The organism is Methylomonas koyamae, from assembly GCF_019669905.1.
Taxonomy (GTDB): Bacteria; Pseudomonadota; Gammaproteobacteria; order Methylococcales; family Methylomonadaceae; genus Methylomonas; species Methylomonas koyamae.
On record NZ_AP019777.1, the window covers coordinates 2,999,069 to 3,011,991 of the forward strand.

The following is a 12,923-nucleotide window of genomic DNA, read 5'->3' on the forward strand; positions in this document are numbered from 1 at the left end:
GTTGCTAGGTCGCAATTTGTCCGTTTTCGGAAATCCGGCAGCGGCCCGCTGCTCCGCTAAACAGGCGGCAAACCGCCGTGCAACATGGCCTCGAAATCGGCGATCGGCATCGGCTTACCGAACAAATAACCTTGAAACGCATCGCAACCGTGCTGCTCAAGAAAGGCACGCTGGCCGCCGGTTTCGACGCCCTCGGCGATCACTTCCATGCCCAAGTTTTTCGCCATCGCGATGATGGTTTGTACGATCACTGCGTCGTCTGTGTCGTGCAATATGTCCCCAACGAAACTTTGGTCGATCTTCAATTGCGCAATCGGCAGCTTACGCAGATTCGACAATGACGAATTGCCGGTACCGAAATCGTCCATCGCGAAATGCACGCCGAAATCCCGTAACGCGTGCATTTTAACGACGGTATCCTCGATATCGTCCAATACCAGGCTTTCGGTCAGCTCCAATTTCAAATGGCCGGGCTCTATTGCGGTTTCCCGCACGATCCGCATCACGCTGTAGACGAAATCGGCTTGGCGAAATTGCCTGGGGCTAACATTCACGGCCAATTGCAAATGCCGGGTCCTGGGGTCGGCTTCCCATATTTTTATCTGCCGGCAGGCGGTTTCCAGCACCCATAACCCGATCGGGGTGATCAAACCGATTTCCTCCGCCAACGCGATGAAATCCTTAGGCGGAATCAAACCGGATTCGGGGTGCAGGCAACGAATCAACACCTCGGCGCCGAATATTTCCCGGTTTTTGCCCACTTGGGGCTGGTAATGCAATACGAAGCGGTGTTCGGCCAAGGCGTGGTGCAGATCGGCTTCCAATTGCATCCGGGCGTCGATGTTGGCCTGCATTTGCGGATCGAAAAAGCGCACGGTGTTTTTGCCGGCTTTCTTGGCTTGGTACATCGCAATATCAGCCTGTTTCAACAAGGCCTCGATATCGAATTCGTGGTCGCGGAACAATACCGCGCCGATGCTGGGCGAGTTCCGGTATTGCTGTTCTTTCAACGAGTAGGGTTTGGTCAGCGTCGCCAAAATCTTGTTGGCCACGATCTCGGTCTGCGCCGAAGCCTCGTGCCTTTCGTCGCCCAATTCGGTCAACATCACGACGAACTCATCACCGCCCAGACGCGCCACGGTGTCGCCTTCGCGGACGCACGCCGTCAGACGCTGCGCCACTTGTTGCAGCAACAAATCGCCCATGTCGTGGCCCAGCGAATCGTTCAGCAGTTTGAAATTATCGAGGTCGATAAACAGCAACGCGCCGGGCCGGCCGCTGCGGGCGCTGATCGCCAAAGCGTGCTGCAAACGGTCCTGCAACAGCCGCCGGTTCGGTAACCCGGTCAAGGCGTCGTAAAACGCCAGGCGTTGGATTTCCTCGGCCGCGGCTTTCAACGAGCTGATGTCGATGAAACTAGCGACGTAATTTTTCAGCTTACCCTGCGGGTCGGTGACCGCGGAGATAGATAAGTGCACCGGAAATAGCTTGCCGCCTACGGCTTGGATCGTAATTTCGCCTTCCCAGGCGCCGTTAACGCCGATGGCTTCCCACATCGCTTCGTAATCGGCAATCGGTTGTCTATCCAATTTCAACTCGCGCGGATTTTTGCCGACGGCGAATTCGGCCGAATGGCCGGTAATCCGGCAAAAAGCCCGATTCACCCGCAGAATATTGCGGGCCGAGTCCAGAACCACGATACCTTCCTGAGATTCGAACGCCGTCGCGGCAATCCGCAATTCGGCATCCAACGCACTTTGTTGCTTCAAAGCCTGGTCCAGCCGGCTTTTCTGCGCCAAACCTTCCGGTAGCGTGACGGCCAGCATATTCGCCACGCCTAATTCGACGATAGTCCACGGCGCGCTGCGGCCGCGCCATAACTCGCTCCAGACTTGGAACGACTCGCGCGGCGTCAGCCGGTATCCGCCGGCTTCGTCTTCGACCAAGCCTTTCTCGGCATGTCCGGCCCAATGCACCGTACGCGGTTTTTCCGCCCGGAACCAGACGATGCCGTTTCTCAAGTCGGCCGATAGCGGCGTACAGAGTACGCCGGCTGCGGTATCCGGGTAAGCCGCCGCCTTTGGGAAATGTTTGGCCAGGTGGTCGCAACTGAACGAGGTTGTGCTAGCCTGGCCGCTCAACCACGGCAACAGCTCGTCCAGTTGCACCACCGTCGGGGTCGGGCCGTGGCGATGGCGCTTGCCTTCCACCAAAGCGATGACTGCGTCGGCATGCAGCAAGCGCATCAATTCCGGCAGTAGCCGTTGCAAAATCGTCTCTTCCTGGCTGGTAAAGATGTAGTTCAGCAATTCGCCGATCAAGTGGTTGGCGCTGGTGACGTGGTTATGCTGCTCCACCGCCTCGATCGCCGCCAGTTTGGCCGAGGTCATCCGGCTGATAAAGGTTACCGCCTCGCGTTCGCTGATGGACACCGGTTTGGGACCGTGGTGGTGGCAGGCAATCAAGCCCCACAGCCGGCCGTTCTGCAACAACGACACCACCATCGAAGCGCGCACGCCGATGTTGCGCAGGTATTGGATATGAATCGGCGACAGGCAGCGCAAGGCCGAATAGGTCATATCCAGCGGTTCGCCCGCCAGCGGGTTAAGGGCCGGCAGCACCGGCACCGGTTCCGCTTCGATATCGGCCACGACCCGCACCGGATTCAGCGCAAACAAGCGCCGGGCCTGAGCCGGAATGTCGCTGGCCGGAAAGTGCAGGCCCAGATAGGACGGGGCGGTTTCGATCCGGCTTTGGCTGACCACCTCGCCGTTCCATTCCGAATCGAAGCGGTAAACCATCACGCTATCGTATCCGCACAAGGTCCGCACCAGGATTGCCACTTGGTCGAAATAGTGCAGGTATTCGCGATCGGTATCGATTTGCAGCAACGCATCCTGCATCTGCAACAACAGCTCCGCCAGCCGCGCTTCCGGGTTTTCCGCTTGGTCCGCCATCAGCTCGACCGCGATGCCGCCGTTGCAGAGGTAGACGTGGGCCTGCAGTTCCGCCAACGCACCGCCAATGGCCACGGCGAGCTTACCGCTGGCGCTATTGCGGCTGCGCGCAATTTCGGCCAAGGCCTGCAACTGCTCGGCCGCCTTGCCGCCGCAAAGGTCGGCAAACGGCCGGCCCAAGGCTTGTTCGGCGGAGCACGGTAAAAACCGGCTCAGATTGGCGCTGGCCTGGACCACTTGCGCCCCCGCATCCGCAGTAACCACCAGCAAAGCGCCGTGCGGCTGGATTTGGCCGATCTGGTGAATAGGCTCGGCGGCGCATTTTTGCAGCGCCTGCTCCAACTGTTCCGGGCTAAAACTAACCATGGCTGCCCCTCCCGTCCAGCGGACCGTACAGAATGGCTCGATCGAGCTCGAATTCGAACAATGCGAAAGTGCGGTTGGCGGCCAGCCGAGCTGCGCCGGCTTGTTCGGCGTCGGCGGCAACCGATTCGGCAAAGGCGAGATAGCCGCGCCACATGCTGGCGCCGGCCTCGCCGTAACCGGAATAGAAACGGGCGCCGCCGCTCGGCGTCAAACCCAGGTGTTGCCGTAGGCATTTGGCGATCATTTGGCCGCCCAAGGTCGAACCTTCGATCACGTAAAGCACCCCGACGTAGTCGCCCAGGCCGGAGATGGCCGGCACGGATACCGGCGCCGCAGCCGATTCCAGCCCGGCGGGATCAATACCGAAGTGGCGCAAATCCGCTTCCAACCAGGGCAGTTTGGCTCGAGCCGCATAATCGAACCCGGCAACCGGCCCGGCGGCGAATTCGGCGAGCCTTTGTTCCAATCCGCGGTAGAGCCGGTAAAACGTCTGCAACAGCAGCCGGTAGTTTGCCAACGTATAGCCCGGTTGCGGCAGCCCCGCCAGTAACGCATGCCGGTTGAGCCGTTCGTGCTGAGCCTGGGTGGCTTCGCGTAGCAACGTGCGCAGGCTGCCTTGGCCGGTGGACGCTGGTGGTGGGTTAGTTGCGGTAATTTCCATGCATGCCTGGTTAGCGAATAAGCGGAATTCGCTGAAAAATATACCACTGGTTTGCCCGCACACCAGCCCAAGCAGCCGCTGCGCCGCATCCCGCCGTCGGCGCAGCGCTTCTCGCCGGGATGATTTTGGCGGATACAGGCTTGATTCATAGGGCAAAAATCGTCGCCCCGCATTCCGTTCTGTTACGCGATTTCGCGCTGCCGGGCCAACGTCCGCGTCAGGTCCTGCCTTGCAACAAACCGGGATTGCCGCCGATAGCGGCGGTATTGATACTGACGGTTTGCTCGACTGCAAACCGCAACAGATAGTTGGGGCCGCCGGCTTTCGGGCCGGTGCCGGACAGACCCAGTCCGCCGAACGGCTGTACGCCGACCACCGCGCCTATCATGTTGCGGTTGACGTATAAATTGCCGACCCGGGCATGGCGCGCGACATACTGCACCGTCGACTCGAGCCGGGTGTGCAGGCCCAGCGTCAGGCCGTAGCCGCTGGCATTGATCGCCTCGACCACCCGCTCCAGCTCGCCGACGCGATAGCTGACCACGTGCAATATCGGCCCGAACACTTCCCCCTCCAGCACTGCCAAATCGGGAATCCGCACCAAGCTCGGCGGGAAAAAGCAGCCGTTCGCGCAAGCGGCCGGCAACGGCGTTTGGTACAACACCTTGCCGAATTCGGCGATGCGCTGCAGATGGGCGTGCAACGTGGCCAAGGCGGCCTCGTCGATGATAGGGCCGACATCGGTCTCGAAATCCCACGGCGAGCCGACCCGCAGCAAGCGCATCGCCCCGATCAAGCGCTCGATCACCGCATCGCAGGTCTCCTCCGGCAAAAACAACACCCGCAACGCCGAGCAGCGCTGGCCGGCGCTATTGAAGGCCGATTGCAGCGCGTCGCGCACCAGTTGTTCCGTGTGAGCGGAACTGTCCGCCAGCATCGCGTTCTGGCCGCCGGTTTCGGCGATCAGCGTCGCAATCGGCCCGGCCCGCTGGCTCAATTGACGGTTGATCAGGCTGGCGGTTGCCACCGAGCCGGTAAAGGCCACGCCGGCCACACGTGGGTCGCTCAACAAGCGTCGGCCTACGCGTTCGCCGTCGCCCGGCAACAATTGCAACACCGGCTTCGGTACCCCGGCTCGATGCAGCAGCCTGACCGCAGCCATGGCCGTCAGCGCGGTTTGCTCGGCCGGTTTGGCAATCACGCTATTACCGGCCAGCAGCGCCGCGGCAATCTGGCCGACGAAAATCGCCAACGGAAAATTCCACGGGCTGATGCAAACAAACACACCGCGGCCGCGGTAACCAAGCCGGTTGTCCTCGCCGGTCGGGCCGGGCAAGACTTGCGGCCGGCCAAACAAAACCAGCGCGTTGGCGGCGTAATAGCGGCACAAATCGACGGCCTCGCGCAGTTCGGCCAAGGCATCGCTCAAGCTGCGGCCGCCCTCGCGGACGCATAAGGCCAGCAATTCGCCCCGGTTACGTTCGAATAAATCGGCGGCCGTCTGCAGGCAGGCGGCGCGCTTCACGACAGGTTGCTGGCACCAGTCCGCAAACGCGCGTTCGGCGGCTGGCAGCGCAGCATCGATCTCGGCCTCCCCGCTAGCCAATACCTGGCCGATCGCCGCCCCGCGGCCATACGGGCTGTAAACGGTCAGACCTTCGCCGCGCAGGCGTTTGCCGTCGATCAGCGGCGAAGCCTGCCAGAGTTTGCCGGCGTATTCGTCCAGTTCGCGGCGTAGATGGCGCAACGCGGCCGGATCGCTCAAATTCATACCGGCCGAATTTCTGCGCTGCGGCGAGAACAACTCCGGTGGCGGCGCCAATTCCGCTACGGCCGAGGCGTCGAGCTGTTCGGCCGGATCTTGCGCCAATTGTCCGGCGACAACCTGCGGATTTTCGATTTGGTTAACGAAGGAACTGTTGGCGCCGTTCTCCAACAAGCGCCGCACCAAATACGGCAACAATTCGCAGTGGGCGCCGACCGGCGCATAAACCCTGCAAACCAACTCGGGCCGGCCCGATTCGAGCAAGGCGTCGTAAAGCGCCTGGCCCATGCCGTGCAGGCGCTGAAACTCGTAACCGGGATGGCCGGGGCCGGCCATGGCTTGGACGGCGAGCACGCTATGGGCGTTATGGGTCGCAAACTGGCCGTAAAAACAGTCCGGGCGCGCCAGAATCGCTTGAGCGCAAGCCAGATAGGCCAAATCGGTCGCGGCTTTGCGAGTGAACACCGGATAGTCCTCCCAACCGTTCTCTTGGGCCCGTTTGATTTCGCTATCCCAATAGGCGCCTTTAACCAGACGGATGGGAATCCTGCGGCCGCCGCTTTGCGCCAGCGCCGCCAGCCAGTCGATCACGGCCGGCGCCCGTTTTTGGTAGGCCTGTACCGCCAGACCCAGCCCCGGCCAATCCGCCAATGCCGGCTCGGCGAACACCGCCGCAAAAATGTCCAGCGACATTTCCAGACGCTCGGCTTCCTCGGCATCGACCGTCAGGTTGATATTGGCGACCTTGGCTTGCTGGGCCAGACTCAACAACTTGTCGACTATCGCCGCGACCGCGTGCCGCTGTTGCAATACCTCGTAGCGCGGATACAAGGCAGACAATTTGACCGAAATACCCGGATTTTCGAACAGCCCGCCATCGGCCGTATCGGCCAAACCGGCAATGGCCGCCGCATAGGCGGCGTAATAGCGCTCCGCGTCTGCGGCGGTCAACGCCGCCTCGCCGAGCATGTCGAACGAATAGCGGTAGTGCGGGCTGCGCCGCGCTCGCTCCAGCGCTTTGCCGATGTCCTCGGCAATCACGAACTGCTCGGCCAGGATGCGCATGGCCTGGCCGACCGCGTTGCGGATCAAAGGTTCGCCCAGCCGCTCCAGCAGCGCCGCAAACGGGTCAGAATCGGCGTGCCGCAGCCAGCGCTCTATGCCGCCGCCGAGCGCCAAGGCGCCGCTGGCGAGGTTGACCAGCCAGGATTCGCTATGGCCCAGATGGCGGAGCCAATCGCCGCTGGCCAATTTGTCCTGTAAAAACCGGTTTTGCGTGGCCGGATCGGGGATGCGCAGCAGCGCTTCGGCCAAGCCCATCAATTGCAGCCCTTCAGCACTGTTCAAGCCGTATTCCTGCAGAAAACCTTGAAACAAATCCGCCCCGCCCCGCCGCCCGCGAATCGCTGCGATCAGGCGTTCGGCCTGCGCGCTAACCTGCTGCGGGCCGTAATCGGCCAACCCGGCCCGCAACGCCGCCACCGCCTCGGCTTCCGGCCGAGTGTAGGTCTGGCGAATCCGCGCCCTCAGTCCCTCCAGTTCGTGTTCCGCCGGCATCGCCCCCTCCGCTGTTGCCCGATCAAGTCGTAATCTGCCCGCTATGACACTCCGGCCGGCATGCCTTGTCAATCGGCCGCACGGCCGCGGCTTGTTGGATCGCGGCCGGTCTGCTACTTTTGCCCGACAACCTTAACTTGACCAGGAGAGCTTATGGCCGGCGGAATCGATTTCACGATGGGGTTTCAGACCCGTGGCGCACAGCGCAAAAGCTCCGGCGGCGAAGGTTACCGGGTTTATGTGCTGGGCAGTTTCTCCGGCCGCCACGAACCGGCTTGGCCGCAACGGCCGATTCGCAAAATCGACGTCGACAACTTCGCACAGGTGATGCGGCAAATCGCGCCTAGCATCGAACTCGGCCCCGGTTCGGCATTGGCATTCGAAGCCATCGAAGATTTCCACCCGGACGCCTGGATCGGCAAAATCAAGTTGTTGGCCGACCTGCAACAATTGAAACGGGATTTGCATAACCCGCATAACGCCGAGCAGGCCGCAGCCAAAATCCGCGCCTTCTTTCCGGCCTCAGCTCCGGCGCCGGTCCCGGCCGAACCGACCGGCGAAAGCCAGGAAGACATGTTGGAACGCCTGCTGGGTAAGCGGCCGGAAGCTACGTCGCCCGCTACCGATTCGGTGGAGCGGTTGATACGCGACATGGTCGCGCCGCACGTGGCAAAGTCGGTCAGCGCCGAACACCAGGCGCTGGCCGCCGTGGTCGATGCCACCATCTCGCAATTTATCGCCACGCTACTGCACAGCCCGGATTTTCGCGGGTTGGAGGCGTTATGGCTGGCCCTGCGCGACCTGTTGAACGAGGAAGGCGCCGACACCCAGCAATGGTTTTTACTCGATCTGAGCCAGCAGGAACTGGCCCAGGCTGCGCAAAACGAACCGGACACGCTGAAACAAAAACTGGCCGCGCATTTGCAAACCGCCGACGCCGGCCGGCAAGTGCTGCTGCTGGGCGATTACACCTTCAACGCCGACGGCAAAGACCGCCCCACCCTGCGCTATTGCAGCGCATTGGCCGCCGCTTGCCACGCCCGTTTTGTAACGGCGGCCGGCCACGAACTGGCGGCGAACCTGCTCGATCCGGCTTCCGCAACCGGCCAACAATGGCCGGAAATCTGCGCCGAAGTCGGCGGCGAGCGTTTGATGCTGGCCTATCCCGGCATACTGCAACGCCTGCCTTACGGCGCCAAGCGCGATCCGCTACAAGGGTTGGATTTCGAAGAATGCGGCGTCCCGCCCGATACGGCCGAATTGCTGTGGAGCAACCCCGCCTTTCTCGCCGCCCGTTTCCTGGTCAAAGCCGAGCAAACCGTCGACGAATCCACCGGTTTTTTCGGCGACGTGCCGGCGTTCAGTTATCCGCAGGATGGCGAAAGCGTGTTGCAAGCGGCAACGGAAGTGGTATTGAACGAAAAGCAGGCCCATCAATTATGGGATCGCGGCCTGATGCCGGTGGTCTGTTTCCGCCAGCGGCGGGGCGTAAAATTGTTGGATGCAGCGACCTTGGTTTGAATTTTACTGCGCTTGGATGCGTTGCGCTGGCGCTGGTGCCGGATCGGTTGTCGCGCAAAACCGTCGCCGGGCCGTGGCGCCCCCATGCCGGCGGAACTGGCCTGCAGCGCCGCACCAAATCGCCATCGCCCGGCGCCGACCGCTGCCGGCTTGAATCGCGCCTTTTGACCGGGGCAACCAATACGCCGGCTACGCATATCGCCCGGGCGATTTAGCTCAAGCCGGCATGGCGAGCCAGGAAGCGGTCCAACTGGTTAGCGAAGTTCTGCACATCGCGCGAACTCAGCGCCGCCGGACCGCCGGTGTCGACGCCGCTGGAGCGCAGGCCGTCCATGAAATCGCGCATCGCCAGCCGCTCGCCGATATTGTCCCTGCTGTACGCTTCGCCGCGGGTATCGATGACGTGCCCACCCTTGGCAATGACCTGCGCCGCCAGCGGAATATCGCCGGTCACGACCAAATCGCCGGCCGACATGCGCTGCACGATCTCGTTATCCGCCACGTCGAAACCGCCGCCGACCCGCAGCATCCGAATGTAACGCGACGGCGGCAGTGGCAAGGATTGGTTCGCCACCAGCGTCGTCGTCAATTGGCAACGTTCCGCTGCCCGAAACAGTATGTCTTTGATTGCTTTGGGGCAGGCGTCGGCGTCGATCCAGATTTGCATGGTGAGTAGGAGTGTTCGTTTATTGCTGTTTGGTTTAATGGTGTCGCTATCGCGACGGATGCTTTTTAATGCCGGTTCCCGCACCGGCAAGCGGGATACTTTTCTTTGCTTGTCCAAAGAAAAGTATCCAAAAGAAACGACACCCAGCATTCCGCCCTAATCCTGCGCTTCTCGATTTTGCCGAGGGTTTTCCGAAGGGGCTTCCCAGCCCCTGCGGAAAACGCGATGCATCCATGCATCGCCCCTTCGGGCTAATCTCGTCAAAATCTGCGATGCTCGGGGCGGAATAACGGGAAGAACCCCCGCGCCAGCTTAAAGGCCTTCCGCAGATACCGGAAATGCCTTGGATTTCCTAATTTTCTGGTTTTCCTGGTTACCACGCGCTGCGTGGTAATTCAGATTCGCCGCGCTGCGGCGAATTGCACCGCAACGCGGGCAAGCTGAGGGTTCCCACGTAGCACGTGGGAACCAGAAAACATGCCTATTTTTTTTGATGGTATGGAATATTCATCGTCGTCAGAAAATGTATATCCGCCATCTTACCGGCATGCTGTATATCGATACCCACAGCAACTCCGTCGGCATCAAAATCCAATATAAGTCCATCCGAAATTTCACGGGAATCAACCGACGGTATATCCCGCAAATGGATATATAGCGAATCCGTCTCCGGGTCATAATTTAATTTCATTAGATTCCTCACCAGCCGACGTGTTTTCCCGGTTTCCTGGTTCCCAAACTCCAGTTTGGGAACTTTATCTTGAAAGCTCCAGCTTTTGTTAATTTAGTCGAGAAGCAGGAGCTTCCAAGATCAGGTAACCAAGCCGGAGCTTGGTTACCAGTCAAATGCCTTAGATTTCCTAATTTTCTGGTTACCACGCGCTGCGTGGTAATTCAGATTCGCCGCGCTGCGGCGAATTGCACCGCAGCGCGGCCAAGCCGAGGGTTCCCACGTAGCACGTGGGAACCAGAAAGGGCCGCAACGCGGCCACACCTTTTTGCGCGAAGCGCATACCAAATCCCCTTATGCCGCGCCGAGCACCGGAGGGTTTGAGCGGATCAGCCCGACAGGGGCGCGGCAAGGATGCCGCGCGTTTTCGGAGGGCTAGGACAGCCCTTCCGAAAACCCCGCTCAAACCCTCCGGCGCGCAGGATCAAAGCGGCATTGGGGTGGCCTTTTCTTTGGATACTTTCTTTTGGCCAACCAAAAGAAAGTATCGCGGTTGCCGGTCCGCGAACCGGCGTACAATTAGGCTTCGCGATAGCGAAACAATATCCCTGTAAGTTTTAAATTCCGCGTGGGCACAAAACCCGTGCCCACCCTACCCGGCTAGTTACCACGCGCTGCGTGGTAATTCAGATTCGCCGCGCTGCGGCGAATTGCACCGCAGCGCGGGCAAGCCGAGGGTTCCCACGTAGCACGTGGGAACCAGAAAATCCCCTTATGCCGCGCCGAGCACCGGAGGGTTTGGGCGGATTAGTCCGACAGGGGCGCGGCAGGGATGCCGCGCGTTTTCGGAGGGCTAGGACAGCCCTTCCGAAAACCCCGCTCAAACCCTTCGGTGCGCAGGATATAAGCGGCATCGGGGTGGCCTTTTCTTTGGATACTTTCTTTTGGCCACGCAAAAGAAAGTATCGCGGTTGCCGGTCCGCGAACAGGCGTTAAATTAAACTTCGCGTTAGCGAAACAATAGCCATGTAAGTTTTAAATTCCGCGTGGGCACAAAAACCGTGCCCACCCGGCTACGAGGGCTTCGCCATAGCGATTCATAATACGAATTAATTGAATCCACGATGCATTACAAAAAAATGATTATTATGTTTTTCGAGAAGCAAAAGATCGGAAAAATTAAGCATCCATTCAAATTTCAATTTTTTCGGTGTTTTTAAATTATTACTTCTATATAAATCACGCAAATATTCATTGTTATCCAACTTTGAATCGATCTGATAAATGATTCTTGAATATTGACCTGCTGTTTCGATTACATGAATTGGGTGGCCTGACGTCGCAATTTGCGTAGCAAAAACAGGAGTCCCAGACGGAACTCCACGAGTAATGTAGGAATTGAATATTGCCCAAAGCCGTTTTCTCTCATCGCTCATCGAATTATCAGTAAATTCAAAAACTGAATGATCGAATATACCCATTAACGTGAACGTTCCTCGAGATACATTCGCAAATACTAAGTCGTTAGTTCGCTCAACATATCCATTTTTTTCAGATTTCATACCAAGATGAAAATGATGAAACCCCATAGTATTCAGGAGAAAATCTTTATCCACCCAACGATCAACATCATGCCCTATTTCTGATGTTGATGGCGAATAACCACGAGTTCGTGGCAGTCTAGAAAGATGTGGATTTAAATTTTCTCCATTCCGAACTTTTTCAAGCAACACATAAACCTGGTTTTTAAGGTTGCGCCAGCTCGGATGGTTCGTGACAGCTGGCTCAATTAAAACTTTGCGCGGTTTAATAGCAACGTACCTGATTACCCAATTGAGATAATGAATAAGCAAGGTCCCTAAAAACATTCCATCAAGCAATTCTTTAGTTTCACCATTATTTGGAAACGTTGGAAGCACCGAGATGATTTCTCGCCGTAATTTCTTGATTCGTTTTGACTCTTCCACAATAGATTACATCAGCATCGAATGGCGGATCGCCTATCGGCATCCGCCCTACGCCATTACCCACATTTCGACTCTCCACAATTCAAACAAGTCATACACCCATCCATCAACACCATCGCCTTAGTCGAACACTTCACGCACAACACGGCCTTTTCCGGAAACGCCTGCGCATCCGACTCGCCGTGGGCGGCTTCGAATTCGCGGCGTTTTTCGGCCAGAAACTGTTTTTGGTGGTCGGTCATTTTTTCCGATTTGATCATGCCGATATGCTTCATGTGCGATTCGATGGCCGAACCGATTTCCGCCACCAATGAAGGCATGAACACGCCGCCTTTCTTGAAATAGCCGCCGCGCGGGTCGAACACGGCTTTCATTTCTTCCACCAAAAAGGTGGCGTCGCCGCCTTTACGGAACACGGCCGAGATCACCCGGGTCAAGGCCAATACCCACTGGAAATGCTCCATGTTTTTGCTGTTGATGAAGATTTCGTAGGGCCGGCGTTCCTCGTGGGCGGTGCCTTGGTTCAGGATCATGTCGTTGATCGTGATGTACAAGGCGTGCTCGGACTGCGGGGTTTTGATTTTGTAGGTCGAGCCCAACAACACTTCCGGCCGCTCGACGTTTTCGTGCATCGATTCCAGCGACGGTTTTTCTTGTTCCGCCTGCGGTGCGGCTTCGGCGTTGTCTTTGCTCAGCACTTTGTAGCCGACGATTTTTTTGTTGATTTTGTGTAGGGTCATGTCGTTTGCCTAAAAAGGTTGTCGGCTCGCCAAGGTAACGAGCCGTAAATGT

Annotated in this window: 8 protein-coding genes; 1 reads left to right on the top strand and 7 read right to left on the bottom strand. The window is 58.6% G+C overall.

Annotated elements, in window-relative coordinates:
- Positions 1 to 56: 56 nt before the first annotated feature.
- From MKFW12EY_RS13450 to putA, 3 genes are all read right to left on the bottom strand, one after another.
- Positions 57 to 3,323 carry a bifunctional diguanylate cyclase/phosphodiesterase gene (locus tag MKFW12EY_RS13450; protein ID WP_221053167.1) on the bottom strand — a complete coding sequence of 1,089 codons (3,267 nt, stop codon included), beginning with the start codon at positions 3,321 to 3,323 and terminating at the stop codon, positions 57 to 59.
- Complete coding sequence (locus MKFW12EY_RS13455) at positions 3,316 to 3,984, bottom strand: biliverdin-producing heme oxygenase (protein ID WP_221053168.1); 669 nt, start codon at positions 3,982 to 3,984, stop codon at positions 3,316 to 3,318. The genes MKFW12EY_RS13450 and MKFW12EY_RS13455 overlap by 8 nt, the downstream gene beginning before the upstream one ends.
- Before the next feature lie 217 nt (positions 3,985 to 4,201).
- A complete protein-coding gene (gene putA / locus MKFW12EY_RS13460; protein WP_221053169.1) occupies positions 4,202 to 7,306 on the bottom strand; it encodes a bifunctional proline dehydrogenase/L-glutamate gamma-semialdehyde dehydrogenase PutA in 3,105 nt (1,034 codons plus the stop codon).
- Positions 7,307 to 7,459: 153 nt separating this feature from the next.
- Between putA and MKFW12EY_RS13465 the strand changes: the two genes are divergently transcribed.
- A complete protein-coding gene (locus tag MKFW12EY_RS13465) occupies positions 7,460 to 8,827 on the top strand; it encodes a type VI secretion system contractile sheath domain-containing protein (RefSeq protein WP_221053170.1) in 1,368 nt (455 codons plus the stop codon).
- A gap of 211 nt (positions 8,828 to 9,038) precedes the next feature.
- Here MKFW12EY_RS13465 and MKFW12EY_RS13470 read toward each other — a convergent pair whose 3' ends face one another.
- The 4 genes from MKFW12EY_RS13470 to MKFW12EY_RS13485 all read right to left on the bottom strand — a co-directional run bounded on the left by MKFW12EY_RS13470 (position 9,039) and on the right by MKFW12EY_RS13485 (position 12,871).
- On the bottom strand, positions 9,039 to 9,494 hold the full coding sequence (locus MKFW12EY_RS13470) for a YaiI/YqxD family protein (protein WP_054763177.1): 456 nt from the start codon (positions 9,492 to 9,494) through the stop codon (positions 9,039 to 9,041).
- Positions 9,495 to 9,975: 481 nt separating this feature from the next.
- Positions 9,976 to 10,185 (bottom strand): DUF2283 domain-containing protein, encoded by a 210-nt coding sequence (locus MKFW12EY_RS13475; RefSeq protein WP_054763176.1) that lies wholly within the window; start codon positions 10,183 to 10,185, stop codon positions 9,976 to 9,978.
- 1,088 nt (positions 10,186 to 11,273) lie between these two features.
- Entirely contained in the window at positions 11,274 to 12,131 is an 858-nt protein-coding gene (locus tag MKFW12EY_RS13480) for a hypothetical protein (protein WP_221053171.1), read from the bottom strand.
- Between the two features lie 56 nt (positions 12,132 to 12,187).
- Positions 12,188 to 12,871: a TSCPD domain-containing protein gene (locus MKFW12EY_RS13485; protein WP_054763175.1), complete on the bottom strand. Its 684-nt coding sequence runs from the start codon at positions 12,869 to 12,871 to the stop codon at positions 12,188 to 12,190.
- Between the last annotated feature and the right edge of the window lie 52 nt (positions 12,872 to 12,923).

What these genes read in the sequence shown, in the direction of transcription:
- MKFW12EY_RS13450 (WP_221053167.1), bottom strand. Translation starts at nt 3,323, where the DNA reads ATGGTTAGTTTTAGCCCGGAACAGTTGGAGCAGGCGCTGCAAAAATGC.
- MKFW12EY_RS13455 (WP_221053168.1), bottom strand. Translation starts at nt 3,984, where the DNA reads ATGGAAATTACCGCAACTAACCCACCACCAGCGTCCACCGGCCAAGGC.
- putA (WP_221053169.1), bottom strand. Translation starts at nt 7,306, where the DNA reads ATGCCGGCGGAACACGAACTGGAGGGACTGAGGGCGCGGATTCGCCAG.
- MKFW12EY_RS13465 (WP_221053170.1), top strand. Translation starts at nt 7,460, where the DNA reads ATGGCCGGCGGAATCGATTTCACGATGGGGTTTCAGACCCGTGGCGCA.
- MKFW12EY_RS13470 (WP_054763177.1), bottom strand. Translation starts at nt 9,494, where the DNA reads ATGCAAATCTGGATCGACGCCGACGCCTGCCCCAAAGCAATCAAAGAC.
- MKFW12EY_RS13475 (WP_054763176.1), bottom strand. Translation starts at nt 10,185, where the DNA reads ATGAAATTAAATTATGACCCGGAGACGGATTCGCTATATATCCATTTG.
- MKFW12EY_RS13485 (WP_054763175.1), bottom strand. Translation starts at nt 12,871, where the DNA reads ATGACCCTACACAAAATCAACAAAAAAATCGTCGGCTACAAAGTGCTG.